Origin of the sequence: Candidatus Bodocaedibacter vickermanii (genome assembly GCF_014896945.1) — a bacterium.
Taxonomy (GTDB): Bacteria; Pseudomonadota; Alphaproteobacteria; order UBA6184; family UBA6184; genus Bodonicaedibacter; species Bodonicaedibacter vickermanii.
In genome coordinates, this window is sequence record NZ_CP054719.1 from 529,458 (window position 1) to 553,561 (window position 24,104).

General features: G+C 39.8%; 29 protein-coding genes and 2 tRNA genes. 14 read left to right on the forward strand and 17 right to left on the reverse strand.

From position 1 onward, the window contains the following. Nucleotides 1-11: 11 nt before the first annotated feature. Complete coding sequence (gene rpsB / locus CPBP_RS02460; RefSeq protein WP_350332469.1) at nt 12-794, reverse strand: 30S ribosomal protein S2; 783 nt, start codon at nt 792-794, stop codon at nt 12-14. A 182-nt stretch (nt 795-976) separates the two neighbouring features. On the opposite strand from rpsB, the gene CPBP_RS02465 reads away from it, so the two are divergent. Genes CPBP_RS02465 through murA form a run of 3 tightly spaced genes read left to right on the forward strand, consistent with a single transcriptional unit; the run spans nt 977 to nt 2,957 of the window. Beyond that, entirely contained in the window at nt 977-1,150 is a 174-nt protein-coding gene (locus tag CPBP_RS02465) for a hypothetical protein (protein WP_350332470.1), read from the forward strand. After that, on the forward strand, nt 1,134-1,685 hold the full coding sequence (gene dcd / locus CPBP_RS02470; RefSeq protein WP_350332471.1) for a dCTP deaminase: 552 nt from the start codon (nt 1,134-1,136) through the stop codon (nt 1,683-1,685). Before CPBP_RS02465 ends, dcd begins: the two co-directional genes overlap by 17 nt. Before the next feature lie 9 nt (nt 1,686-1,694). After that, the gene (gene murA / locus CPBP_RS02475) at nt 1,695-2,957 is read left to right on the forward strand and encodes a UDP-N-acetylglucosamine 1-carboxyvinyltransferase (RefSeq protein WP_350332472.1); all 1,263 of its coding nucleotides are present in this window, start codon (nt 1,695-1,697) and stop codon (nt 2,955-2,957) included. A gap of 398 nt (nt 2,958-3,355) precedes the next feature. Here the strand turns inward: murA and CPBP_RS02480 are convergent, their stop codons facing one another. Together CPBP_RS02480 and CPBP_RS02485 are read right to left on the reverse strand one after the other, a co-directional pair. Then, nucleotides 3,356-4,477: an aminotransferase class I/II-fold pyridoxal phosphate-dependent enzyme gene (locus tag CPBP_RS02480; protein ID WP_350332473.1), complete on the reverse strand. Its 1,122-nt coding sequence runs from the start codon at nt 4,475-4,477 to the stop codon at nt 3,356-3,358. Beyond that, nucleotides 4,467-5,063, reverse strand: a complete 597-nt coding sequence (locus CPBP_RS02485; protein ID WP_350332474.1) for a helix-turn-helix transcriptional regulator — start codon at nt 5,061-5,063, stop codon at nt 4,467-4,469. The genes CPBP_RS02480 and CPBP_RS02485 overlap by 11 nt, the downstream gene beginning before the upstream one ends. A gap of 353 nt (nt 5,064-5,416) precedes the next feature. Between CPBP_RS02485 and CPBP_RS02490 the strand changes: the two genes are divergently transcribed. Then, nucleotides 5,417-5,491 (forward strand) — tRNA-Glu (locus CPBP_RS02490). A 1-nt stretch (nt 5,492) separates the two neighbouring features. Here the strand turns inward: CPBP_RS02490 and CPBP_RS02495 are convergent. From CPBP_RS02495 to rpoZ, 10 genes are read right to left on the reverse strand one after another with little or no spacing between them, the layout of a single operon-like run. Further along, on the reverse strand, nt 5,493-5,969 hold the full coding sequence (locus CPBP_RS02495; RefSeq protein ID WP_350332475.1) for a DUF2628 domain-containing protein: 477 nt from the start codon (nt 5,967-5,969) through the stop codon (nt 5,493-5,495). A gap of 9 nt (nt 5,970-5,978) precedes the next feature. After that, nucleotides 5,979-6,464 carry a DUF2628 domain-containing protein gene (locus CPBP_RS02500; protein ID WP_350332476.1) on the reverse strand — a complete coding sequence of 162 codons (486 nt, stop codon included), beginning with the start codon at nt 6,462-6,464 and terminating at the stop codon, nt 5,979-5,981. A gap of 14 nt (nt 6,465-6,478) precedes the next feature. Beyond that, complete coding sequence (locus tag CPBP_RS02505) at nt 6,479-6,991, reverse strand: DUF2628 domain-containing protein (protein ID WP_350332477.1); 513 nt, start codon at nt 6,989-6,991, stop codon at nt 6,479-6,481. 1 nt (nt 6,992) lies between these two features. After that, the gene (locus CPBP_RS02510; protein ID WP_350332478.1) at nt 6,993-8,438 is read right to left on the reverse strand and encodes a hypothetical protein; all 1,446 of its coding nucleotides are present in this window, start codon (nt 8,436-8,438) and stop codon (nt 6,993-6,995) included. A 12-nt stretch (nt 8,439-8,450) separates the two neighbouring features. Next, a complete protein-coding gene (gene era, locus CPBP_RS02515) occupies nt 8,451-9,341 on the reverse strand; it encodes a GTPase Era (protein WP_350332479.1) in 891 nt (296 codons plus the stop codon). Nucleotides 9,342-9,348: 7 nt separating this feature from the next. Beyond that, on the reverse strand, nt 9,349-10,020 hold the full coding sequence (rnc, locus tag CPBP_RS02520; protein WP_350332480.1) for a ribonuclease III: 672 nt from the start codon (nt 10,018-10,020) through the stop codon (nt 9,349-9,351). Continuing rightward, complete coding sequence (lepB, locus tag CPBP_RS02525) at nt 10,017-10,757, reverse strand: signal peptidase I (protein ID WP_350332481.1); 741 nt, start codon at nt 10,755-10,757, stop codon at nt 10,017-10,019. Before lepB ends, rnc begins: the two co-directional genes overlap by 4 nt. Nucleotides 10,758-10,766: 9 nt before the next feature. After that, nucleotides 10,767-11,162, reverse strand: coding sequence for a holo-ACP synthase (gene acpS, locus CPBP_RS02530; RefSeq protein WP_350332482.1), 396 nt, complete (start codon nt 11,160-11,162; stop codon nt 10,767-10,769). Continuing rightward, nucleotides 11,159-13,357 carry a RelA/SpoT family protein gene (locus CPBP_RS02535; protein WP_350332483.1) on the reverse strand — a complete coding sequence of 733 codons (2,199 nt, stop codon included), beginning with the start codon at nt 13,355-13,357 and terminating at the stop codon, nt 11,159-11,161. Before CPBP_RS02535 ends, acpS begins: the two co-directional genes overlap by 4 nt. A gap of 17 nt (nt 13,358-13,374) precedes the next feature. Continuing rightward, the gene (gene rpoZ, locus CPBP_RS02540; RefSeq protein ID WP_350332484.1) at nt 13,375-13,815 is read right to left on the reverse strand and encodes a DNA-directed RNA polymerase subunit omega; all 441 of its coding nucleotides are present in this window, start codon (nt 13,813-13,815) and stop codon (nt 13,375-13,377) included. 280 nt (nt 13,816-14,095) lie between these two features. On the opposite strand from rpoZ, the gene CPBP_RS02545 reads away from it, so the two are divergent. The 3 genes from CPBP_RS02545 to CPBP_RS02555 all read left to right on the forward strand — a co-directional run bounded on the left by CPBP_RS02545 (nt 14,096) and on the right by CPBP_RS02555 (nt 15,231). Further along, the gene (locus tag CPBP_RS02545; protein WP_350332485.1) at nt 14,096-14,656 is read left to right on the forward strand and encodes a NifU family protein; all 561 of its coding nucleotides are present in this window, start codon (nt 14,096-14,098) and stop codon (nt 14,654-14,656) included. A 21-nt stretch (nt 14,657-14,677) separates the two neighbouring features. Next, nucleotides 14,678-15,151 (forward strand): transcription elongation factor GreA, encoded by a 474-nt coding sequence (greA, locus tag CPBP_RS02550; RefSeq protein WP_350332486.1) that lies wholly within the window; start codon nt 14,678-14,680, stop codon nt 15,149-15,151. Between the two features lie 6 nt (nt 15,152-15,157). Continuing rightward, nucleotides 15,158-15,231 (forward strand) — tRNA-Gln (locus CPBP_RS02555). A gap of 25 nt (nt 15,232-15,256) precedes the next feature. Here CPBP_RS02555 and CPBP_RS02560 read toward each other — a convergent pair. Then, nucleotides 15,257-15,649 carry a hypothetical protein gene (locus tag CPBP_RS02560; protein ID WP_350332487.1) on the reverse strand — a complete coding sequence of 131 codons (393 nt, stop codon included), beginning with the start codon at nt 15,647-15,649 and terminating at the stop codon, nt 15,257-15,259. Between the two features lie 75 nt (nt 15,650-15,724). Beyond that, nucleotides 15,725-16,621: a tyrosine recombinase XerC gene (locus CPBP_RS02565; protein ID WP_350332488.1), complete on the reverse strand. Its 897-nt coding sequence runs from the start codon at nt 16,619-16,621 to the stop codon at nt 15,725-15,727. Between the two features lie 19 nt (nt 16,622-16,640). On the opposite strand from CPBP_RS02565, the gene CPBP_RS02570 reads away from it, so the two are divergent. The 3 genes from CPBP_RS02570 to CPBP_RS02580 all read left to right on the forward strand — a co-directional run bounded on the left by CPBP_RS02570 (nt 16,641) and on the right by CPBP_RS02580 (nt 18,764). Next, on the forward strand, nt 16,641-16,904 hold the full coding sequence (locus tag CPBP_RS02570; protein WP_350332489.1) for a hypothetical protein: 264 nt from the start codon (nt 16,641-16,643) through the stop codon (nt 16,902-16,904). Between the two features lie 252 nt (nt 16,905-17,156). Continuing rightward, nucleotides 17,157-17,612 carry a hypothetical protein gene (locus CPBP_RS02575; RefSeq protein ID WP_350332490.1) on the forward strand — a complete coding sequence of 152 codons (456 nt, stop codon included), beginning with the start codon at nt 17,157-17,159 and terminating at the stop codon, nt 17,610-17,612. Between the two features lie 27 nt (nt 17,613-17,639). Continuing rightward, nucleotides 17,640-18,764 (forward strand): hypothetical protein, encoded by a 1,125-nt coding sequence (locus CPBP_RS02580; RefSeq protein WP_350332491.1) that lies wholly within the window; start codon nt 17,640-17,642, stop codon nt 18,762-18,764. Between the two features lie 49 nt (nt 18,765-18,813). On the opposite strand, the gene CPBP_RS02585 is transcribed toward CPBP_RS02580, so the two are convergent. Further along, a complete protein-coding gene (locus CPBP_RS02585) occupies nt 18,814-19,395 on the reverse strand; it encodes a hypothetical protein (RefSeq protein WP_350332492.1) in 582 nt (193 codons plus the stop codon). Nucleotides 19,396-19,585: 190 nt separating this feature from the next. Here CPBP_RS02585 and CPBP_RS02590 point away from each other — a divergent pair, with 190 nt between their 5' ends. Continuing rightward, nucleotides 19,586-20,335, forward strand: coding sequence for an XRE family transcriptional regulator (locus tag CPBP_RS02590; protein WP_350332493.1), 750 nt, complete (start codon nt 19,586-19,588; stop codon nt 20,333-20,335). A 68-nt stretch (nt 20,336-20,403) separates the two neighbouring features. Here the strand turns inward: CPBP_RS02590 and CPBP_RS02595 are convergent, their stop codons facing one another. Then, nucleotides 20,404-20,910 carry a hypothetical protein gene (locus tag CPBP_RS02595; RefSeq protein ID WP_350332494.1) on the reverse strand — a complete coding sequence of 169 codons (507 nt, stop codon included), beginning with the start codon at nt 20,908-20,910 and terminating at the stop codon, nt 20,404-20,406. A gap of 69 nt (nt 20,911-20,979) precedes the next feature. On the opposite strand from CPBP_RS02595, the gene rpoN reads away from it, so the two are divergent. From rpoN to CPBP_RS02610, 3 genes are read left to right on the forward strand one after another with little or no spacing between them, the layout of a single operon-like run. Beyond that, nucleotides 20,980-22,341 (forward strand): RNA polymerase factor sigma-54, encoded by a 1,362-nt coding sequence (gene rpoN, locus CPBP_RS02600; RefSeq protein WP_350332495.1) that lies wholly within the window; start codon nt 20,980-20,982, stop codon nt 22,339-22,341. A gap of 16 nt (nt 22,342-22,357) precedes the next feature. Then, nucleotides 22,358-22,927, forward strand: coding sequence for a ribosome hibernation-promoting factor, HPF/YfiA family (hpf, locus tag CPBP_RS02605; RefSeq protein ID WP_350332496.1), 570 nt, complete (start codon nt 22,358-22,360; stop codon nt 22,925-22,927). Between the two features lie 11 nt (nt 22,928-22,938). Next, complete coding sequence (locus CPBP_RS02610) at nt 22,939-23,733, forward strand: TIGR00282 family metallophosphoesterase (protein WP_350332497.1); 795 nt, start codon at nt 22,939-22,941, stop codon at nt 23,731-23,733. Nucleotides 23,734-24,104 lie beyond the last annotated feature (371 nt).

Genomic DNA, 24,104 nt, shown 5'->3' on the forward strand with positions numbered 1-24,104 from the left:
CGATACCTTTCTTATTTTGCAGCTTCAGAGGTTACAACGTCTTCAACCGTTAAGTCAGTTGCCATTATTTCTGCGGCTGCCCCAACATCAACGCCTGCTTTTGAAAGCTGTTTTTGAATTCCAGCTAAAACAGCGTCAGAGGCTAATTTTGTGTAGAATTCAATTGCGCGACGTGCGTCATCATTACCTGGGATAATATAATCCACTAAGTCTGGATCAGAGTTCGTATCGCAAATGGCAATAATTGGAATACCAATTTTTTTAGCTTCTAATAAAGCAGTGCTTTCTTTGATTGTATCAATGATGAACAATGCGTCGGGAGTATCTCCCATTTCGCGAATTCCGCCCAATGCGCGGTTTAATTTTTCGCGATCATTTTGCATCTTTAACAATTCTTTTTTAATTACTGTTCCAGTGTTACGCTCTAATTGCTCATCTAAGTCTTTTAAACGTTTGATGGATTGAGAAATCGTCTTCCAGTTGGTTAACATACCACCTAACCAACGATGGTTAACGTAATATTGACCACAGCGCTTTGCTGCCTCAGCAACAATTTCAGCGGCTTGTGGTTTTGTTCCAACAAACAATACTCGACCACCTTGTGCAACAACATCTGTTAAAACTTCCAATGCTTTTTTAAACATGGGGTAAGTTTGTTGCAAGTCGATAATGTGAACGCCACCTTTAGTTCCAAAAATATATGGTGACATTTTGGGGTTCCAACGACGAGGATGGTGACCGAAGTGAACGCCTGCTTCTAATAGCTGACGCATAGTAAATGTAGTATTTGACATGTATTAAGTTCCTTTATCTGGTTAAACATCCACGGACTTTGCTTTTCATTTTTCAGAAAAGACCAGAAACGCTAAGCGTATTCCGTGTGCTTTTTAAACGTTACTAAGATAGAAATATTTTCGTGACTTTTCAAGCTTTTTATTGCATAATTCCACTATATTTTTAGTCTGGGTAAAAAACCATGAACCATCCCACTAAATTAAGTGAAATAAAAGCATCCGAAAGAAAGAAACGCCTTGAGGCAGCTTTGAAGCGAAACATGCTGCGCAGAAAAGAACAATCCAACCAACGGAATGAATCTAACAATCAACCCATTAATACCGAAAGAGGCATAAACAATGATAATGTCCGATAAGTGGATCCGCCAACAATCTCTTGATAATGAAATGATCAGCCCCTTTGTGGATCGCCAAAAAAAAGAAGGTGTAATTTCTTACGGCTTATCCTCCTATGGCTATGACGCTCGCGTTTCAAGTGAGTTTAAAGTGTTTACAAATGTTGACAATGCAATCGTTGATCCTAAAGACTTTTCGCATCAAAGCTTTGTAACCCGCACCGCTGACGTCTGCATTATCCCACCCAATAGCTTTGTTTTAGCACGAACTGTTGAATACTTTAGAATCCCGCGCAACGTTTTGGTTATTTGCTTGGGAAAATCAACCTATGCTCGATGCGGCATTATTGTAAATGTAACCCCCCTTGAACCTGAATGGGAAGGTCACGTTACATTAGAATTTTCAAACACCACCCCCTTGCCTGCAAAAATTTATGCTAACGAAGGCGCATGCCAGTTTTTATTCTTCCATGGCAATGAAATGTGCGAAACGTCTTACAAAGATCGCGCAGGAAAATATATGAAACAAACGGGCGTCACCCCGCCAAAACTTTAAAGGACTACAATGGATAAAATCGTAATTACGGGTGGTCAGCCACTTGATGGAAAAATATCAATCAGTGGTGGAAAAAACGCAGCCCTACCCCTAATCTGTTCAGCAATTCTTACGGCAGATGACGTCGTGTTCGAAAACTCTCCCAACGCATTAGCCGATATGGAGTCGCTTAAACATCTGCTGGAACATTTGGGATGTACTGTTGAATACAAAGGCTCAACCGCTCGTGTTAACGCCGGCGGCATTCACCATCAAACCGCCCCCTATGAAATTGTCAGAAAGATGCGCGCCTCTATTTTGGTTTTAGGTCCTTTGCTCGCCAGATTCGGTCAAGCTGTTGTTTCATACCCAGGCGGGTGCGCCATCGGCGCACGCCCCATTGATGTAACCTTAAGCGGACTTGAGGCATTAGGCGTTGAAATCATCCTAGACAATGGATACATTCACGCCAAAGTTAAAGGCGACCGATTAAAGGGAACTCACTACACCTTATCCGTGCCATCATGGACGGGTACTGAAAACTTAATTATGGCAGCCGTTTTCGCAGAAGGAACCACCGTATTTGAAAATGTAGCCAGAGAACCTGAGGTCGTTGATCTATGCAAATGCTTGAACAGCATGGGTGCAAAAATCACGGGCGCAGGAACTTCTACAATCACCATTCAAGGTGTAGACCGCCTTCATGGCACCACTCACAGCGTTATGACCGATCGATTAGAAGCTGGCACCTATGCCGTTGCCGCTGCCATTACGGGTGGACGCATTCATCTAGACAATACAACGCACGAAGTTCTCTATGCGTTTACAGAAGCCCTACAACGATCTGGAACAAAAGTGACTCCAGTCCCCAATGGCATGATCATAGAGGGCGGATACGATATTAACCCTGTAGATATTATCACTGAACCTTACCCAGGCTTTGCAACCGATTTACAGGCTCAAATGATGGCATTGATGACCCTTGCAAAAGGAACATCGTTAATAAAAGAAACCATTTTTGAAAACCGATTCATGCACGTACCCGAACTGAACCGTATGGGTGCTAACATTGCAATCCAGGGAAATATTGCCGTTGTTCGTGGCGTTCCTAAACTTCAAGGAGCCCCCGTTATGGCAACGGATTTACGAGCCTCCGTCTCAATGGTTCTAGCAGGCCTTGCAGCAGAAGGCGAAACAGTCATTAGTCGTATCTATCACCTTGATAGAGGCTATGAATACTTGGATGAAAAACTAAGAAGCTGTGGCGCTCATGTAAAGCGAGTTACGGGATAAAACCTATTGGGGGGGAGGAGGAGAAGCCCCCCCTTCTTTGCAAACACCTCCCAACGATCTCTGCTTACCCTAAGTGCGACATATCTCAAACCACACCCAATCCAACTTAATGGGTCCAGCGTCACGCTGGCGTCACGTTGCTGGGTCAAAAATCCCATCCATTCTCTCATATCTCACTTGCGGTTTTCATTGTTTGAAATCCGTGTCCAACCACATCGGATCCAACTTAATGGGTGCAGCATCATGCTGCCACACCCAACCTAACCTAATGGATCCAACCGCAGGTTGGCGTCACGCTGTATAAGAAAATTGCAGATGTTTATAGATTTAACGAAAGGGTTTGATGACTTAAACTGGAGGAGTAATTATTTGATGGAGTGTTAACTGCGTGGTGCGCATTATGCTAGTGCCTCTAAATACTGTTGTAATTTACCGATGGCGGTCACCATATCTTTATGACCAAAGCCTATGCGGAAATAGTTTTCATTTACATCGTAAACAGATGCGGGCATTAACAATACACCGGTGTCACGAAGCAGCTTTTTACAAAACAAATCCACGTCTTCTTTGCCTTTATAGTGTACCCAACCAACACAACCACCTTGAGGCCAAACCCAAGAAAATAGCTTTTGATTCTTTGTAAAGAACAGGTCTAAAATAACTAAATTGTCCGACAAGATTTGATTGTTTTTCTCTAAAATAACGTCTTTATTCTTTAGGGCTATTACACTTAATAGCTCTGATGGTGTGCTGTTACCTATGGTTGTATAGTTTTTAATTTCTTTAATTTTATTAATTGCCGCGGGATCTTGGCATGCAACCCAGCCTATACGCAGGCCGCCTAAACCAAAGGCTTTACTCATACCGTTTAATGACACAGCCTTAGGGTATAAGACAGCGGCGGGTTCTGCCCAGCCGTCAATTGGCGCTCCCAGTAAACGGGATGATTCATCTGAAAACAGCCAAACACCGTGTTCGTCTAATAACTTTATTAAATTTTTCAGCTCTTCTGGTGTGATTACTTGCCCTGATGGATTGTGTGGAAAATTGATAATTAACCATTTTGTATTCGATTTAATCATCGAACGAATTGCATCAATATCAATACACCAATTGTTTTCTTCTTTTAAAGAAAGCTGCGAAATCTCGCATCCTCTAAACTTAGGAATTTCAATAAGTGCTTGATAACACGGCGTTAATACGATCACGTGATCTTCAGGCTCACACAAGGCAAACAACGCTGAAAAGCCAGCACCTTCTGAACCCGAAAAGCATAGAACTTGATGCGCCATTAAGTCTTTATACATTTCTTGAACTATTAACTGTCGCAGGATTGGCATGCCTGCTGCTGTTGTATATCCCAGTTGCAAGTTATTCCAAAGCTCTTGATCTTCGTGATCGGCCATGTCTAATAAATCCCGCAGCGCCATACTCTCTGCATCAGATCGGCACAACAAATGTTGTGGTAAAAACTCATGCTGAGATAGATAGTTTTCTAATTTAAATGTGTTAATTTTCATTCCGTCTCCACTCTCTTAAATAATTAAATATCGTTGCTCTTCCCATAGATAAAATTTTAGCAATGTAATCAGCGGCGTTTTTTTGATTGAAGGCACCATTTTTAAACAAGGCTTCAACCACTTGTTTTTTTTGACCATTCGTTAATGTGGTTAAACTCCAACCATAACTATGAAGCAGTTCATGGATGACCAAATGCAATCGTTCATGCCAATCATTTTTTAATAATTCTTTGGGTTCAGGCTGTGATGGGTTGTTAAAGAACTGCGAAACCAACGATTGAATTTGATTAAGAACTGACACATCAAAATTCAGACACAGTAAAAAGTTTTTTTCGCCACTTTCATCAAGCAAAACATTAATAGAACGAATGATTTTACCGCTATGATTTAGTTGAAAGTTGATTACTTCTCCTACTTGATAATCTCGAACATCTTGTAAAAAAGACTCTCCTATCTTTTGTCCAGATAAATTGCCTTCAATAAAAACAATTTTATTTGATTTCAAATCACAAATGATGACTTCAATCAGGGGGCTGATTAACTTTCCTAAAGCTGTACACAATGGAATATATACTTGAAAGCTCATGGCACTTAATTACTAATAATAAACTTAATTTATACTAAAAAGTATACTTATACAAATAAAAATACTTTTTAATCTTATTGTTTTTTTATAGTGAAACTTATAGCTAGACTAATTTAATTTGAGTATGAAGGACGAAGCGAAACATGTACTAAGGCGTACATTAACGACTGAGTGACGCATACCCAGACTATAAGGAGTCAGTTATACATGGTGCACATGTCCCTATCCTGAAACAGGGTAAAGCATAGAAAATCAGACTGATTAAACTAAATATTAATAATTTTGGCGTATTATGAAAAATAGTAATTGACCGACGGTCATTAATTCGTTATAAAGACAACCAGAAAGTCCACGTCCCCTTCGTCTAGCGGTTAGGACATCACCCTTTCACGGTGAAGACACGGGTTCGATTCCCGTAGGGGATGCCATTTAAGCATCAATATACACATCACTAGATATCTCAACAGTTTCGGACTCAAAATAGTACTGAATTTGAGAAACAATACCAACGACGATAATGTGACTACAGATCAATACAACCAACGGAATATTTCCAGGATTCATCTTTTGGTTGCGAACATGGGCTTGCTTCACGAAATAGATATAGATGCTGTCGCCAAACATTCCTACTCCAATGTTCATGAACAGCCCAAACAGCAACAGCCCAGTCGGCAAATATGATAAAATGACAGAAACTATCATTAACAAAATATACGCAGCATACAACCGTCGATACAGCATCCAAATGGGGGCAAACAGACAGGCCACCCAATTCCAATTAATCAGCTCGCCTTTTTGAAAGGCGTTCAGATAATGCGCTGTATTGGATGAAACCTCACCCGTGATGTTTTCAGGATCTTGATCTTTTCGTATAGCACTATAAAAGTCTTGTAACTCAAATTTCATCTCTCGTTCCTATTCTATCATTACTAAGTACAGTTTTAGCGCCACCAGCGACACTATTCCAAACAGGACAACCCCAACTACCCCTGCATACACAGCAAGCCTTGACGGCGAAGATTTCACCCCTCTTGCAAATCGCCTGCGTGTATTATTGATGTATAAGCTGTTTGCAAACAGGCTAATATAGATTGAAAAGACTAACTCTAAACAATCAACAAGGGTATCATTTTTGGTATATTGCCGAATCCCGAGTTCAATTCCAAACCATAGGATTGGAAATACAAGCGCCAACGCATACAGTCTGCGGTATAAAAACCAAATCGGTCCTAAAAAAATAGCCGGAATATTCCGGCTAACAAATAAAGGCTTATACCCCTTGGTTCTAAAGAGTTTTATATACCGCCTCGTCCCATAAGTCAGAGCCTCTTCCCCTGCTTCTGCAAGTGTTTGAGGCTCAAACTTATGACGGATGGCAAAGTAAACCTCTTCAATGTTCATGATATGGTTCCTGTTTAGAAAAGCTTTAGCCATCCCATTGAAACTAAACCAAGCACCACAGCTATAGAAATCACTGTTTGTATTAATATGTAAATCACACAACTTTTGGCGGATCCCTCAGATCTATATCCTTTTAAACTTCTACGTTTTACGTTCTGAAAATATAGTGCATTTCCAAACACCCCCACCACCGCATTAATAATGTATGCAATATAATCCCCAACAACATATTCATACAAGGCAATGGTTGCTACACCCCCTACAATAAATAGTATAAATGCGTGAAGATACATTCTACGAAATGCAAACCACCCAGGACCAAAAATTATGGCGGGTATATTTCTACTAATAAACAATTGATTATTCATATGACCAATAAATTGTTTTAAGTAGAAACGGGTATCTGTCGTTAAAGTTCTAGCTTGTAATAATGCGTATTTCTCATCATCTAACTGATCAACAACCTCTGCATAAGTTGCTGGATCATTCTTATGACGGATGGCTGTATAAAATTCTTCTATCTTCATCTTAATTCTCCTTACGAATGAATAACATTAAATGAGCTGGTATTTTTGAATACCCATACCCAAACCTAAAATCTAATAACTGCAATGGCATGCTCTCATATGCTTTGTTCAGCTCTGGCTGTTTGAATGCCGCAAACGATTCTCCATAAGGCCCAACATATTGACCAAACAAATTAGCAGCCCAATCATTCTTTTTGTAAAACTTAAATGGCACACCGGAATCATCTTGTAATACAGCACGGCTTGTATTTAAGACAGTATTCCGCATCCAAGCAAATTCTTTCATGTGCATTAAGAATGACGCCGACTTTACAAATGTCATCGTTGTGCCAAGCTTGCTTTGAATGAAATTACGCAACCCCGCATTGGATGCCATCGGCGCATCCGACAAGTCTGTTCTGAAATAATAGATTGTTTGCTCAAACCCTTGCGTAGGATGCGTTACTTTTATTTCAACACCAAAGTTCCCTGACGCTGTCTTTGTCGCCTCAGGTGTTAAATAACGTAAGCTACCATCAGCGTTCAACGTAACCCACTGAACAGCCTTAACATCGCGGTCTAATACCTTTAACATCAACAACATTCCTGGCAACACACCACGGGTTCCGTTACGGCTGAAATCCGACGACATATCAAGCGTACGGAAGAAACTACGAATAAACACAGATTCAACAGCTTTGCGAATCGTTTCCATCTTGGTCTTTGTTAAAGGCTTCTGCCATTCGCTCACAGTTTCAGCTGTTCCAACGTATTCCATCCCCATCATCACGTATGTTTGTTGGTTAGGGAAAAACGTCAACATGTTCACAACATCAGGCCCACTGAATGGGTAAAACAATGTTTCATCGGGGCGTGGAACATTGATTAAATGCTGATCGCGCCATGCCGTCATTTTAGACAAATTGCGCCCCTCATAACTGGCTTTCATGTCCATGATTGCTTTTGTATGGGCTTCTTCTTCAGGTGTACACACTGCAGATGTCACTGGCTTACCTAATAAATGTAACCCTAATGCATTCGGATCAAAAAATGCAGTCGCTTGTGGCGCATTCGTTGCAGAAAAATCTTTTGCTCTTCGTATAAAAACAGATGGAGCTACTTTCGCTTCTGGTTTCTTTTCAGCACTCTTAACACTTTCTTTCTTAGGTGTTTCCGCTTGCTTTGCAGGCAAAGTAATCTCATGGTTTATGCGTTCGGGAATAACGATAACCTGTTCTTTTTTGCTAACTGAATTGGTCAATTCCATCGGATTAGTGGATGCAACAACATCTCCTTGGGCATCCTTTTCAAGCTCAACCCCTTTATTTTGGTCATCATTCAATAAATCTTGGGCATCAATGGTGATTTCATCATCAAGGACAAAATCATCCAAGGTTGGGTGTTCAGTTGCACATGCTGTAAGCAAAAGCGCTGTTGAGAAAATAAGTGAAGTCGAAGTGTATTTCATGGTTTATTCCTATTAAAACTCTAATCCTTGATCTTGAAAATATTGAGGCTTGTTCTTCCAGTCTTCTTTTACAACAACCTGCAAGAAAAGTTGTACTTTTTTCTGTATCAGTTGTCGAATATCTTTTTGGGCAGCTTCACGCACTTTTTTAATCAATGTTCCGTTATGCCCCAATACGATACCTTTATGATTATTTTTTTCAATAACAATCCGTTGATAGATCTGAACTTTTCCTGGAGTGTCCTCTTTCCACAACTCATGTTGCACCATCAGGCCGTATGGAATCTCTTGATGTAAGAATGCAAACAACTTTTCACGGGTAAATTCTGTCGCTAAATCTTGCAATGATAAATCTGTTAAATCGTCTTCTTCAAACAACCACGGACCTTCTGGCATTTTTTGATTGATATATTTCAACAAATCCTCAGTGCCCTGTGCTTTCAATGCAGAGATCATAAATATCTCATTAAAGCCATAGGTTTCACTGATCGTTTGCGCAAGCACTAACAACTTATCTTTTGGTGTTTTATCAACCTTATTTAATACCACGCAAATGGGGCGCCCCGACTGCTTTGCGATTGTTAATAAGCGTTCGTGATCTGTAAGGCGTTTGCACGCATCAATAATCACGCAGACTAAGTCCGCCTCTTGAATTGCTTGTAAAGCAACATTCACCATTGCTTTATCTAATCGGGTGGATGGCGTAAAGATCCCGGGGGTGTCTAAAAAGGCCACTTGAGTATTTTCTTGAATAAACACACCTAACACACGACGACGCGTGGTTTGTACTTTGGGTGTAACAATAGATACTTTTGCGCCAATAACTGTATTCATTAATGTGGATTTACCTGCGTTAGGTAACCCAATTAATGCGACGTATCCAAATTGTGTAGGGGTTGACATGAAATTCCTATAATGTTTTTAACATAGCTAATAACTTGTGTGCACACTCGTTTTCAGCCATTTTCTTATTGCTACCTTTTGCGGTCATCTGATAATCATTAACACTACATTCCACTGTAATTTCCGGATTATGTGATGGACCACTTTGAGTAATTAGTTTGTATTTTGGTAAAATTTTGAATTGAGCTTGAGCATATTCTTGCAATTGAGTTTTATTATCTTTAACGGCACCTTGCTGATGCAGCATGGGTTCCCAAAACTTGCGAATGACTTTATTTGCAGCAGACAGCCCCCCATCATAATAAATGGCTCCAATCAACGCTTCGCAAGCATCTGACAAGAACGTCATCCACTGGGTGTTGTTTTCTTCTGATGCTCTGGAATATTTAAAGACTGTTGGGATCGTCATTAACCTTGCAACTTTAGCCACAGTTTCCCGACAGACTAACCACGCTAATCGTCTCGCAAGTTCGCCTTCCTTAGCCGTTTTGAATTCTTGGTATAACATATCACCAACAATCAAACCTAACACTCTATCTCCCACAAACTCCAACCGTTCAAAATGATTGATCGGCATTTTGTCTTTTTGGTTAGAATAAAAGCTAGGATGTGTTAGAGCAAACTCTAATAAGTATGGCTTATTAAATTGATACCCTAAAGCAACTTGCAAATCGATCATGGAGAAATACGTTTCATCAAACGTTCTTTTAATAAATCTAATGAGATCCAATTGGTTAGGTCAAATAATGATCGCGCATTGGTGGAAAACCAAATAAGATCTGCACGACCAATCAAATTCTCCTTATGGATAGTTCCTATATTAGAAAAACGACTATCCATAGACTGATCGCGGTTATCTCCCATCAAGAAGTAGTGATCTTCTGGCACCACAAATTCTTGAGTATTATCTGCGAAACCTGCAGACCAATCTGTATTTACTTTCAAAATTTTATGACGAACGCCATTAGGCAAAGTTTCAAAATAGATACGCCCTTTAACTTTTTTCCCTCTTTGATTATAAAAGGAATACTCGTCGCCAGCTTCCATCAATACTTTTTTACCATTAATATGCAAGACACCTTCGATCATCTGAATACGATCTCCGGGCAGTCCGATCAGCCGCTTAATGTAATCACGGTCTTGATCTTGAGGCACACGAACAACAATGACATCTCCACGCTCTGGTTCCTGAGCCAACCAACGCGTCGCCCAAGACGATGGAGTGTATGGAATTGATAAGGGTGAGAATCCATAAGGAAAATTTGCAACTGCAATAAAATCACCGATATTCGCTGTTGGAACCATAGATTCTGATGGAATACGTGACAACCCATAAAACGTAAATCGAATCCCCATCACAACCAAAAAGATGATTGCTAACTCTTTTATAAACGCACTAATACTTTGCTTTTTCATAGGCAATTCCTAGCTATATGTTTCAATAATTACAAAGGCTATAGCATAAGCTACTTCATCCGACAATGAAAGGTGTATTTTCTTTGGACCCAAGTATAAAGTTTCAAAGAATACAGCCGTTTCCCCATCTAACCGCACTTCTGGTTTTCCCAGTTTATTGCGAACTACATAGATCTGTGATAACCTCACTTGGTCAACAAACCCAGTTCCAAATGCTTTTGCCACAGCTTCTTTTGCGGCAAATCGTTTAGCAAGAAAAGGTATTTTTTGAGCCGATGAAGCTTCATTAAATTCTTTTATTTCTGAAGGATGAAAGCATCTTTTTAAGAAACGATCTGAAAACTGATCGTAAGTTTTTCGTATTCGTTCAATCTGAACTATATCTGTTCCAACACCTAAAATCATACGCGCTCCACCGACATTACCAAGGGTTCACCTTTTAATTCCATAATCAATCGATTTAATTGATCTGCATTATTCACTTGTAATTCTACCAACAAATCGCAATGTTCAGAATCCCGTTTTGTAACTTTAAGGTTATCTATATTGGCCTTCAAGCGACTTGTTGCCGCAGATACCACAGCAAGTGCTCCAGATCTGTTTTCAACAACGACGCGTAACACAACATCAAACACCGACAATTCATAATCCGAAATGCCGCCCCACTCTACATCAATCCATTTTTCAGGACTTTCCTGAAACTGCGCAAGATTCTGACATGTGTTTTTATGTATTTTTACACCACGCCCTGTCGAAATAATTCCGACAATAGGCTCTCCCGGCAGTGGATGACAACATTTAGCATAATGTAATGCCATTCCAGGAATCAACCCCCGTATAGCAACAGAGGTTGTCTTCTCTTGTTTTTTTGATATCGATTTATCATTTAATTTAAGCGGGATATCGGTTGGGAAAGCCTCATCTTTCTTAACTGCAGCTCCGCCGTCTAAGGTTCTAAAAAAATCCAAAACCGCCGTTACGGATACAAGCCCCATTCCAACTTGCGTAAACAAATCAACAGGACTTTCAACCCTAAAGTAACGCGCAGCTTTCCGCATATCGGGATGCGCTAACTCTAGTTTATCCGACCTCACACCTGCCTTTAACATATTTTTACCCAACAATGCATATTCTTCACGTTGCTGTTCACGAATAAATCTACGAATTGCTGATTTAGCCTTGCCGGTAATTACAAACCGTTCCCAAGCCATAGACGGCGTTTGATTCTTGGCTGTAATAATTTCAACTTGATCACCATTTTTTAGCTCTACTCGCAACGGCATCATACGACCGTTCACCTTGCATCCCACACAATGATTACCAACCGCACTGTGGATCGCGTACGCAAAATCAACTGGAGTCGCTCCCTGAGGTAACGAAATAATATCGCCTGCAGGTGTAAAGCAAAACACCTTGTCTTGGTACATTTCCATCTTAGTATGTTCCAAGAATTCTTCTGGACTATTAGAATGTTCCAGAATATCGACTAATTCTCGGATCCATTTAAAGATGCTTTTTTCTCGATTATCCCCTTTGCCTTGCTTATATTCCCAATGCGCAGCAACCCCCATCTCATTGACTTCATGCATATGTTGAGTGCGAATTTGTACTTCGATATTATACCCAAAAGGTCCAATAATGCAGGTGTGCAATGATTGATAACTATTGGATTTAGGCGTACTAATATAATCTTTAAATCGACCAGGTACCACCGGGTATGTGCTATGCAGAATTCCTAAAACTTGATAACATTCTGCAGTTGTCTCAACCAAAATTCTGTATGCAAAAATATCGGAAAGCTGCTCAAATGGCAGGTTTTTAGATTGCATCTTTTTCCAAATGGAATATGTTGCCTTTTCACGCCCCGATACATAACACCGAATACTATTGCTGCTAATTGATTGCTGCAACTCTTGAATGACTCGCGTAACAATGGCTTTATCTTTTGTAAACAGATGCTTTTTTCGACGTTCAATCGCTTCGTAAATCTCTGGGTGCAAGACTTTAAAACAAATATTTGAAAGCTCGTCATATAAACTTTGCATTCCAATGCGTTGAGCTAATGGTGCATAAATTTCTTGAGTTTCCAATGCTTTTCTACGCATTTTTTCTGGAGACTTCAGAAATCGTATCGTACGCATGTTATGCAAACGATCCATCAACTTAATTAGCAGAACTCTCACATCCATTGACATGGCCAAAACTAGTTTGCGCAAATTTTCTGCTTGCTCTGATTTTTCAGACGATTCTGGATTAATTTCAATTGAGTTTAGCTTAGTAACGCCATCAACCAATCGCGCAACATCAGCACCAAATTCTTTTTCAATATCAGCAAGTGTGGCGGCTGTATCTTCAACGGTATCGTGAAGTAAGGCTGTAATAATACTTTGAGAATCTAATTTCCAAGTCGTCGCAATGCGCGCAACTTCTAAGGGGTGAACAAAATATGGTTCCCCGGAAGATCGTTGTTGGAACCGGTGGTGAAATTTAGAAAACTCATAGGCTTTGATAATAAGACTCTCCTTGGCATCAGGCTCGTAAACTTTTACGAGCTCAACCAAATCCGCAGCCATTAGTGTAAATTTATAATCATCGCCCATGAATGTATTTTAACTATTTAGAATTTGTCTTCTTCGTTTGCATCAACCTCTAAATCTACGTCACCCAAGTCATCATCATCTAAAATCTCTTCACCATCAATTTGCATATGGTCTTCAAGATTTTCTTCTACAGAACCTAAAGATTCTAATTCACGACTTAATTGAGCAATTTGTTCAGACCAGTCTTTTTCGTCTACAATTTCTTCTTCACGTTCCATAACGTCAGACTCAAAGTGAATTTTTTGCATAGAAGAAACCAATTCTTCTTCAAAAATATCTGATAACGCTTGATCAGAAGCAATTTCTCGAAGTGCCAATACTGGATTCTTATCGTTGTCTCGTTTAACTAAAGGAGCAATTCCTCTAGCTAATTTTTTAGCGCGATTTCCCGCCACTAATACCAACTTAAATCGATTCGAAATTTTTCTTGTACAATCTTCAACTGTTACGCGAGCCATGCTAAATCTACCTTACTTGTTACATTGTATGTCACTATAGCAGATCTTGTAAAAAAATAAAAGCCCATGGCATTGTATATAAAAACCTCAATAATTAGAATGCGGGAAGTGGTGTTTTGAACAAATAAATAGTGCTTTAAGCTTGAGAGAGGGAGGAGTGCTGCCCTCTATAACTGAACAAAATAAACTAAAATTGTCATAAAAAATGTCGCCTAACAAGAAATAGATTGCACTGATTATAAGTAACAGGTAAAATTAAATATAAATTTTAGAGCGTACTATGTTTATCCAGACAGAAGAAACCCCAAACCCAAATACTTTAAAATTCCTACCAGGAAAATTAGTGATGGGAGCAGGTACAATTGATTTTCGCACAAAAGAGGCTGCAAAACGGTCGCCTTTGGCGTCTAAATTGTTTGATATCAATGGGGTCTCAGGCGTTTTCTTAGGATCTAATTTTATTTCCATTTCAAAGGAAACATCTATAGAGTGGTCGACATTAATACCTTATATTATTGAAGGTGTAACCATCCACTTTTCAAGTCAGACCCCCATATTGAATGGGTTGCTTGATACAAAAACATCACCCTCTCCCTTTGAAACCCTGGATCCACTTTCAAAACAAATTGTGGAAATTTTAGAAACTCGTGTTCGTCCAGCTGTTGCTCAAGACGGCGGTGACATTACATTTGAAAAGTTTATTGATGGTGTAGTATATTTACAAATGAAGGGTGCGTGCTCGGGCTGTCCAAGCTCAGCAGTTACCTTGAAAAACGGCATTGAAAATATGCTGCGTCACTATGTCCCTGAAGTAAAAGAAGTTCGGGCAATAACCATATAATTTATTGAAGAGGAACACTCCATGGAAAAGTTACCCATGACTCGTGAAGGATTTGAAAAGTTACAGAATGAATTAAAACAATTAAAAACTGTTGACCGTCACGAAGTAATTAAGGCTATTGCTTCTGCGCGCGAATTAGGCGATCTTTCAGAGAATGCTGAATATCATGCCGCTCGTGAACGTCAAGGCTTTATAGAAGGTCGCATTGCTGAATTAGAAGATAAACTAGCCAGAGCCGACGTAATTGATGTTAAGCTATTAAATGGAACTAGCGTAAAGTTTGGCGCCAGTGTAAAGTTAATTGATGAAGATACCGAAGAAGCTGTTGCTTACCAAATCGTGGGCGACGATGAAAGCAATTTAAGCAAAGGGAAAATATCCTTATCTTCTCCCTTAGCAAAAGCATTAATTGGAAAAGAGTCCGGAGATTCTGTAGACGTGCGCACTCCTGGTGGTGTAAAGTCTTATGAAATTATTGAGGTTGCATTCCATTAATTCAATTGGGGGATAGTTTAGCGGTAGAACACCCGGCTCTGGACCGGGTAACCTAGGTTCGAATCCTAGTCCCCCAGCCAGCACCGTTTTAGACACACTTTCAGATCATGCAGCTTCTGAAAAAATCTTTTTTAGAAATTCAAAATTATCTTTTGTAAACCCACCATTTAAGTCTTCAGGTTTAAAGCGACCGCTCGGCAAAATAACCTGTTGAAGCGCTAAATACAATGCGTATAATGTTTCTATTGAATACTTACCCTCATTAAATCCTAAAGCATAATGAACATCTCGTGCATTTTGAATGTTTTCACCATTAAAAAAGCTATACGCTGCGCAAACGCGTGGCGAATCTTTATCAAACTCTATTGATCTCGCCTTAACAATTAGCTGCTCAAGTGACGATACCACTGCACCATTGTTATTGTCAGTTGTTAAATCAGCTCCCAGAATTGGACTGAATCCCATAATAAGTGTTAATAATAAAGTAGCTTTCTTCATGAACATTCTCCCTTAATTAAACTTAAAAAGTTTATGAGGGATTTATTTAATATTCGGTTAACTCTAACAAACTATTTATTTTCGGGGATGTGATTTTGTATAAACATCTTTTAGGTTTTGAAGACTAACATCCATGTATCGCTGAGTGGTTGACAGGGAAGAATGCCCTAACAACTCTTGGATCACGCGCAAATCCGCATGTTCATCTAATAAATGAGTCGCAAAACTGTGTCGCAACGCATGGGGAGTCGCTTCATCCGGAAGATGTAATTGCGTTCTCAGCATTGCTATTTTCTTTTGCAGCATTCCCATGTTTAAACGCCCGCCCCGTTGCCCTATAAATAAAGGGCTATCTGCAGTTAACACGATGGGGCACTGATCCAAATAGGCTTGAATATACGTATTAATAATTGGAAGCATTGGAACGACTCGTTGTTTTTGTCCCTTACCAGTAATGACTAAAACTTCTGACAATGGAAATTCTTTATAATTCAGATTTAGGGCTTCGCTAATGCGCAACCCTGCCCCATATAACAAAATCACAAGGGCAACATCTCTTAAATCCGTCCAACTTGTTTTGGCTTCCATGGTTTTAATCAGCGTATCAATTTTATTAACACCGATAGGTCTTGGCAATTTCTTAAGTGACTTTGGGGTTCGCATTTCTAATAGATGCGAAAGATCTATCTGGCACTGCGCCATCACGTATTTAAAAAAATGTTTTAAGGTAGACAACGCCCTCGCATTTGAAACCGGTGCAATCCCCTGATTTAGTCGGGATGTTAACCACGCACGAACATCTGAAAGCTGAAGTTGTTTAAGTCCATCCACATCATTCTGCCCAATATGTTGGGTTAAAAAGTGTGTAAAGTTTTCTAAATCAATCGAATACGCCCGCACGGTATTATCAGAATAATTTCGTATGTGTTTAAGTTCTGTTAACCATTTTTTGATAATAATGTTTAATACCATGACTCACTAAACAGAGTTGATGCTGATTTTAAGCAAGTATACATTTTATTCAACAAAAAACAATCAAGGAGATTTTACAGTGAATCTTATAAAACACATACTACTAGCACTTACGTTAATTTTTGGATATGTAAGCCTCAATATCAGCGATGTTGAAGCGCGCGGCTCTCATACCTCAAAATCAGGGAAAAAGGCAAAAAACAAGAAGCCAAAGAAAGCGAAAAAGGCAAAATCCAAAAGAAACAAAAGACAACACGCTAGTAATAGCGACAACGCTAACTAAGCTAATCAAGCTTAATAACTATTCAGGGGTGATTTCTCGTTCTAAATTCACCCCTGTTTTTTCTTCTAACGTTAATATCTTTGTTCGCAAAAATATTTTCATTTTTTCTAAAAAAAGCTTTTGTTTAAGGTTTGTTAACCACTCTTGGGTTAACCTCAGAACTATCAGAACGATACAGTGAGGATTTTAAATAATAATCTGTTTATTAAAATCCTCTAATAAAAATGAAACATAACTAATAGGAGTATACGAATGAAATGGATTAAAGGATTTTTGATTTTTGGAATGGTAATGTTAGCTCATACCACCATATCAATTAACGATGTAGAAGCAAATCCAACTACTGCAAAATCTAGTAAAAAAGCAAAATCTAGCAAGAAAAGCTCTGCGAAAACTTCTAAAAAAGCCGCAAAAGGATCAAAAACTGCAGAAGCTCCTAAAAAAGGGGGATTCTTTTCTTCCTTCACTGCGAGTTTAAAAAAGGTCGGATCAAAAATTGCCTCAGGTGCTAAAGCAGCTGGATCAAAGATTGCGGCCGGCGCAAAAGCATTAAAAGACAAGGCGGGAGGCGCAGTTGCCTGCCGTGCAGGAAAAGGTGAAGCCCCAGGTGCGAAATTATATGCATTAGCATTGGCCGGAACCCAATTAACAGATGCTCATGTCGTTGCTACACATGCTGCCGCACCTAAAAGTGGTCGCGCGAAATAAATAAGATTCCAAATGAAAGGTAGAACAATGAATACAAAATGGTTTTCTGGGATTGGCTTGGCCATCCTATTAAGTACTGGAGCTTTAATCTATACAACAACAACTCAAGCTCGCCCAAAAGCAGCAGCAAGCACTGCGGCTGCAGATGCAACGCTAGAAAATTTAACAACATGTGCCACTGAAAAGAATCCTGCCTATGTAGAGGGTGTTCTTAAAGGTGCGATGAATGCCTTTGATAAAGATGCAAAGGTTGCAATCAAAGACGGCAAACCTGCAAACTTTAAAAAAGCTGCCAACAGCTTAATAAAAGTAATTAAGTTTCTGTTTGCGCAGTCAAAGCATTTTTCGCCTATCTATAAAGAGGCCGCACACAAACCAACGTTCGATAAGGACATCGATAAGTTAATACAAACATTGTTACATGCAGAATATGCATTAGCAAAAAGTAAATCTACGCAAAAAGAAGTTCTCAAAGATTACGTAGCGCTTGTTAAGGAATTAACAAAAGACGGTGTCGAGGGTCTAACGCCAATTGCAACCCCTTCAGCAAAAGCAGCGGGCGGCGTTTTGGATAAAATGAAAAGCAGCTTAAGCAAAGCTGGTAGTGCGATTGCTGGCGGTGCTAAAAAAGCAGTTGCTGGTGTAAAAAAGGCAGAAGCTAAAGTTGCGGCTAAAGCAAAAGCTGTTGTCCATAAAGTAAAAGATAAAATAGCTCCTAAAAAAGCTGAAGATGATGCACCAGCTGACGACAGTGCTGATGCACCTGCTGAAGATGATGCACCAGCCGACGACAGTGCTGATGCTCCTGCTGAAGATGACGCACCAACTGACGACAGTGGCGATGCTCCTGCTGAAGACGACGCATCAGCTGAAGAAGAAGAGCCCGCTGCTGATGAAGATGCTCCAGCTGAGGAAGAAGAGCCCGCTGCTGCTGATGAAGACGCTCCAGCTGAGGAAGAAGAACCTGCTGCTGATGAAGATGCACCAGCTGAGGAAGAAGAACCTGCTGCTGATGATGATGCACCAGCTGAGGAAGAAGAGCCTGCAGCTGATGATGATGCACCAGCTGAGGAAGAAGAACCCGCTGCCGATGAAGATGCTCCAACAGAGGAAGAAGAGCCTGCAGCTGATGATGAATCTGAAGAAGATTAATCTAAGCCTGATGCCCTTAAACTGCATCAAATACAACAAAAAACCCTCGTTATCGAGGGTTTTTTTGTTTCCAAAATTCTAATAAGAATACCTTTATTGCAGGAATCGCATGTTGAAATGCTTTCAAATAAATCCGTTCTTGCATATGAAAATTACTAATCGACTCTGCAAACAACAGCTCATTAAACTTTGTTCTAAAGCTTAACGGCATTTTGTTGAGTGCTTTTTGCAATACTTTCCACAGCGTTAACAATTCCTCATCATTGCAATGTCGACCATAGTCTTGATTAATTAAGGATAACTCAGATTGAATCCAACTAACCCTAGACGTCTCAAAGGGTTGATTCCATGCAACCTTTCGCCCAAACCCATTGGGGCATCCCATGGCTTTTTGAACAAGCTCACTCAGCTCAACATACTTACATGCCGTCACATAATCGTCTAAAGATATGTACTTTTGCTGCCAGAAAAATTTCAAGGCTATAAATGGTTTTTTAAAGTTTGGTGTTGAAGGTTTTATTTTTTGCGAATCTACCTTTTCTAAAGTTTCAGGCTCTAGTTTTTTTGCTAAAGACGTTAAAACAACTCGAGACTTTCGTGAACGATGGTGTGGGTTAGGCGTTAGAATCATAATTACCCCTCATATGTTGCTGTGGATACGCGATCTTTTTAGCACTGGTTAATCATTTTAACACTCTGTGCTTTCGCGCTTGTTTGAACATAAGTTAATAATTATTAACAAATTATTAACAAGAGTCTTGATCTTAGAAAAAAAATATGACAGTTTAGAGCAGTTGGTAAAAAAATGAACAAGGTAAAAAATGTCTGTAGCTAAAAATTTAAGATTACTTCGTCGTATCCGTGGTTTAACGTTAGAAGAACTTTCTGAACAAGTCGGTATTTCCGTTTCATACCTATCTCGTATTGAATCGGGCAACCGTCGAGTGACCGAACCGTTATTATTTAAACTCTCTGAATTATTACAGTGTGACCCCACAGAAATATTATCCGATGAACCTCCAGAGAAACAAATTGCATCTTTAGGGTTTACTTCCTTAAGTTTTCATCGCAAGAATCAGCCTGAAAAAGTATCTGAATTAATGGAATTATTAGAAAAAGTCGCTGGACAATTACAAGACAGCACTGCTTCTTTACCCAAGATTCCCGTATTCACATCGCACTATTTTAAAAACAACCCCTGGACGTCTCAATCATCTTCAGAGACCTCAACCTTAGACGGTGTGCCATTAAGCGAACCTACCGACTGGTTGCCCTGCCCTCCAGAACTAACAACGGTACAAAATGCCTTTGCATATAACGTGGTAAACGACGATATGACTCCACGCTATAATCCTGGAGACATCGTGTTTGCAAACCCTCAAAAACCATTAATGCCCGGGTGTTTTGCGCTTGTTATTAAACAGGACGACACGTCTGCATTACGTCAATTTGTAAAATCAACCGGTGATACATTTACGTTAAAATCCTATCAGGATGGTACGGAAGAAACACTTCCAATGTCTGCAATCAAAGGTATTTATCGCATCGTTGGTTCCAGAGAACTTGCATAATTTCTGATTTAATAGAGGGGGGATCAAAAATCTCCTCTCTATTTTTTTAAACTACTAATCCAAATACTTTACTTAATAACAAGCCCTTTGGGATCAAGCATCACCTTTCGTATTTTATCTAATGACTCGTTATCCCACCCATTATTCCAAATCAAAACTCGTTTTAAAGAATGTGCTGATTTTATCAGGTTCAAAAAAGCATACAGATTAATTGCAGCCGTGCTGTGCACCCTAATTTCTTCAATCCCCCAATCTGTTTTTGCAAGCTCTCGAATATACGTATTTGTACCAATCTTAATCGATCCTGACAACAACACCGTGTGGATCCCAAGCCCCTTTGCCTTCAACTCTGTTAGTTTTGATACGATTGTATCCCCTGCTAACTTAGGACTAAAATACTGTAACTCCAGCAACGTTCTCGCTTCATAGATTTTGGCGTCCGGAACAACCCAAGCTAAATCCACAGACGTTGGAGTATTCAGGTTTTCTATAAACAACGTTTTAATTGAATGCTTAAAGGCCATCAGAACGCCGATCACCATGCAGACGATCATATAGATATAAATCTTTTTCATGTTTTTCTCATTTTCTTGATGCTGTTTACACACCATAAACCTTTTCTACTTAAACTAGTTTATATGAAAATGAATCAAAACATAGCACAGAAACTTACGACGTCAACGTCGATAACAACTGTCGTCCAACAAGCGCTCAAGGTTTTACATATGACAAACCTTGAATTAAGTGACTATGTACAACAAGCAGCTTTAGAAAACCCATTCCTAATTGTAAACTCAACCGATCTCGCAAACCAACTTCCAGCCTCGTCCGCATCTGAAAATCCTTGGTCTGATAGTTGGGAAACTGGTGATAGCGGATCAAACGATGATTCAGAGACCTCGTTGTGGGAAAAAACGCTATGCCAACCTGATGATATCAATCAGTTGATTGTATCTCAGATTAACTCCAGTTTTACTACCCCCAAAGAACATCGGTTAGCGCTTGTATTGTTAGGTCTATTAGATGAAAGAGGCTTCTTTACCCTAGATATTAATGTAATTTCAAATCTCTTAAACGTTCCGGTTTCCTTGATACACTCCGTACTGGTAAAATTAAAAACATTAGAACCCGCTGGGTTATTTGCTGCAGATTGGAAAGAATCAGTATTACTACAACTCATCGATCAAGGTCATAAGACAGAAATTTATTCCATTATTTTGGACAATTTTCAAGATATTCTGCAAGGAAAACTTTCCGGAATTCAAAAAGCCTCAGGGTTATCTAGTGAAACTATCTATAAAGCATTAAAACGAATTAAGAATATTAACCCTTATCCCCTGAAACACAATCAACCCGATGAAGTTGTGCAACTAAAGATTCCCGATGTGATTGTAACAAAAGATCCTACCAATGGGTGGGTTGTATCTTTAAACCAAGATACGCTTCCCAAGGCATTAGCCGATCGCGATTATTTTCAAGAAATAAAAACAGCATGCAGTTTAGAAGAAGAAAAAACCTTTATTCGCGATTCATTTCAACGCGCCACGTGGTTAGTAAAAGCCATGGATCAACGCTGTCAGAACATCTTGAAAATTTGCGAATCGTTAATTCAAAAACAATATAATTTTTTAGATCATGGTCCAAAGTTATTAACTCCCATGACCCTTAAAGATATCGCAGTTGATGTTGGCGTTCATGAAAGCACCGTAAGCCGTGCCATTGCGCATAAATATATTCAAACACCTCAGGGCATATATCCTTTAAAATATTTTTTTACGCAATCCATCCAGGGCAGCTTCCAAGAATATTCCGCAGAATCTATACGCAGTCAGATACGAAATCTGATCCAAAATGAAACTCAATCATTGTCAGATGACAAAATTGCAGAAATGTTAAACAATTTGGGTGTTGACATTGCTCGCAGGACTGTTACTAAATATAGAGAAAGCATGTCTATTCCATCGTCAACTGAACGACGTAGAATAAAAAAAATAATATCCATTTAATTTAAAGAGTGAGGTCATGATGAAAATACAAATTACAGGCAAACATACTGATATTGGTGAATCTTTTGATCACTATATGAAAGAAACTCTTCAATCAGCGATGCAGAAATATTTTAGCGATCCTGTATCTGCCCATATTATCGTAGAGAAAAAAGGACATCAGTTCTATACAGAAATCACGTCACACGTATGTCATGGATTTGATGCTGTCGTCAAAGGGAACGATCACGATCCGCACACCAGCTTTGATATGGCCGTCAGCCGTATGAAAACACGGTTAAGCCGCTATAAAACTCGATTGATTGCTCATCGTGGAAATTCTGCTAATATAAAAGTTGAAATGGCTCAAAAATATATTTTGGATGGCCTGGAACAAGATGAGCAAGAAAAACACCCAAGTATTATTGCTGAAATGCAAATCGAAATCAAAACACTATCCGTGGGCGATGCCGTTATGCACATGGATTTGAAAGATTTACCCGTTGTATTATTCAGAAACCCTAACAACAATCAAATAAATGTTGTATTTCGCCGACAAGATGGCAATATTGGCTGGGTTGATTTGAACAACCTTGCAACATCTTAATACGGACACATATGAAATTATTATTTTTAGGGGATATCGTCGGAAAATCTGGGCGGGATGCGGTTCTAAAACACCTGCCCTCTTTAAAGACAACATACGCCCCAGACTGCATCATTATTAACGCTGAAAACGCTGCACATGGATTTGGGATTACCAAGTCCATTGCTGCAGAACTATTTGATGCTGGTGCACATGTCGTCACCAGTGGCAATCACATTTGGGACAAACAAGAAATCTTGGCGTATATCAGCCAAGAAAAACGTGTATTGCGCCCTCACAATTATCCACCCCATTTACCTGGCAGTGGCATCTGTGAAATTGAAACAATAAAAGGACAAAAAGTCGTTGTCATCAACATCATGGGGCGCCTGTTTATGGAAACCTTAGATGACCCTTTCGCATGCATTGATACCTTATTGAAACCTTATATTTTGGGTAGAAATGCACATGCCATATTCGTTGACTTTCATGCCGAAACCACCAGCGAAAAGCAGGCTTTCTGCCATTATGTAGATGGCAGAGTCTCTGGCGTTATCGGCACGCACACTCACGTCCCCACAGCAGACGAACGTATTTTTCCAAAAGGTACAGCGTTCCAAAGTGATGCAGGTATGTGCGGTGATTATTATAACTCTGTCATCGGTATGCAAGTATCGGGATCATTGGGTAAGTTCCTGAAGCGTATACCCTATGATCGCATGCAACCCGCCGAAGGTGAAGGCACAGTATGTGGGGCACTAATTACTCTAAACTCAAATGGCTTAGCCTCTTCCATCGAACGTGTGAGAGCTGGAAAACCTCTGTAGACGGAGATCATCCCTTTAGGCAACGTGCCGCTGGCAGCATGATGCTGCACCCTATAGATTAGATCCGATGTGGTCTGACACGGATTATAAGAAACCAACACATGCCTCCCGGATCTCTCTGCAGAGGCTGCTCGTCTATGAGCTCGTTGCATCCACCAGCGTGACGCTGCATCCGTTAGATTAGATCCGATGTGCACAAACACGGATTACACTAAACAACCCAATGCCTTGGAGATCTCAATTTTCACAAGCCGTATTACCCATTGAGTCCAGGGATCATCCCTGGCGCCACGCTGGATCCATACGATTTTCCCACACTATGTTCGGCGCAGGTTTGCTCCTGGCAACGTGACGTTGCATCTATGAGAAGA

Coding starts and splice junctions, on each gene's coding strand:
- dcd (WP_350332471.1), top strand. CDS start 1,134: ATGATAATGTCCGATAAGTGGATCCGCCAACAATCTCTTGATAATGAA.
- greA (WP_350332486.1), top strand. CDS start 14,678: ATGGAAAAGTTACCCATGACTCGTGAAGGATTTGAAAAGTTACAGAAT.
- CPBP_RS02575 (WP_350332490.1), top strand. CDS start 17,157: ATGAAATGGATTAAAGGATTTTTGATTTTTGGAATGGTAATGTTAGCT.
- CPBP_RS02500 (WP_350332476.1), bottom strand. CDS start 6,464: ATGAACATTGAAGAGGTTTACTTTGCCATCCGTCATAAGTTTGAGCCT.
- CPBP_RS02590 (WP_350332493.1), top strand. CDS start 19,586: ATGTCTGTAGCTAAAAATTTAAGATTACTTCGTCGTATCCGTGGTTTA.
- CPBP_RS02485 (WP_350332474.1), bottom strand. CDS start 5,063: ATGAGCTTTCAAGTATATATTCCATTGTGTACAGCTTTAGGAAAGTTA.
- rnc (WP_350332480.1), bottom strand. CDS start 10,020: ATGATCGATTTGCAAGTTGCTTTAGGGTATCAATTTAATAAGCCATAC.
- CPBP_RS02585 (WP_350332492.1), bottom strand. CDS start 19,395: ATGATTCTAACGCCTAACCCACACCATCGTTCACGAAAGTCTCGAGTT.
- rpoZ (WP_350332484.1), bottom strand. CDS start 13,815: ATGGCTCGCGTAACAGTTGAAGATTGTACAAGAAAAATTTCGAATCGA.
- CPBP_RS02535 (WP_350332483.1), bottom strand. CDS start 13,357: ATGGGCGATGATTATAAATTTACACTAATGGCTGCGGATTTGGTTGAG.
- CPBP_RS02560 (WP_350332487.1), bottom strand. CDS start 15,649: ATGAAGAAAGCTACTTTATTATTAACACTTATTATGGGATTCAGTCCA.
- hpf (WP_350332496.1), top strand. CDS start 22,358: ATGATGAAAATACAAATTACAGGCAAACATACTGATATTGGTGAATCT.
- murA (WP_350332472.1), top strand. CDS start 1,695: ATGGATAAAATCGTAATTACGGGTGGTCAGCCACTTGATGGAAAAATA.
- CPBP_RS02570 (WP_350332489.1), top strand. CDS start 16,641: ATGCTGATTTTAAGCAAGTATACATTTTATTCAACAAAAAACAATCAA.
- acpS (WP_350332482.1), bottom strand. CDS start 11,162: ATGATTTTAGGTGTTGGAACAGATATAGTTCAGATTGAACGAATACGA.
- lepB (WP_350332481.1), bottom strand. CDS start 10,757: ATGAAAAAGCAAAGTATTAGTGCGTTTATAAAAGAGTTAGCAATCATC.
- CPBP_RS02565 (WP_350332488.1), bottom strand. CDS start 16,621: ATGGTATTAAACATTATTATCAAAAAATGGTTAACAGAACTTAAACAC.
- CPBP_RS02545 (WP_350332485.1), top strand. CDS start 14,096: ATGTTTATCCAGACAGAAGAAACCCCAAACCCAAATACTTTAAAATTC.
- rpsB (WP_350332469.1), bottom strand. CDS start 794: ATGTCAAATACTACATTTACTATGCGTCAGCTATTAGAAGCAGGCGTT.
- rpoN (WP_350332495.1), top strand. CDS start 20,980: ATGAATCAAAACATAGCACAGAAACTTACGACGTCAACGTCGATAACA.
- CPBP_RS02510 (WP_350332478.1), bottom strand. CDS start 8,438: ATGAAATACACTTCGACTTCACTTATTTTCTCAACAGCGCTTTTGCTT.
- CPBP_RS02465 (WP_350332470.1), top strand. CDS start 977: ATGAACCATCCCACTAAATTAAGTGAAATAAAAGCATCCGAAAGAAAG.
- CPBP_RS02480 (WP_350332473.1), bottom strand. CDS start 4,477: ATGAAAATTAACACATTTAAATTAGAAAACTATCTATCTCAGCATGAG.
- CPBP_RS02595 (WP_350332494.1), bottom strand. CDS start 20,910: ATGAAAAAGATTTATATCTATATGATCGTCTGCATGGTGATCGGCGTT.
- CPBP_RS02495 (WP_350332475.1), bottom strand. CDS start 5,969: ATGAAATTTGAGTTACAAGACTTTTATAGTGCTATACGAAAAGATCAA.
- CPBP_RS02610 (WP_350332497.1), top strand. CDS start 22,939: ATGAAATTATTATTTTTAGGGGATATCGTCGGAAAATCTGGGCGGGAT.
- CPBP_RS02505 (WP_350332477.1), bottom strand. CDS start 6,991: ATGAAGATAGAAGAATTTTATACAGCCATCCGTCATAAGAATGATCCA.
- era (WP_350332479.1), bottom strand. CDS start 9,341: ATGTCAACCCCTACACAATTTGGATACGTCGCATTAATTGGGTTACCT.
- CPBP_RS02580 (WP_350332491.1), top strand. CDS start 17,640: ATGAATACAAAATGGTTTTCTGGGATTGGCTTGGCCATCCTATTAAGT.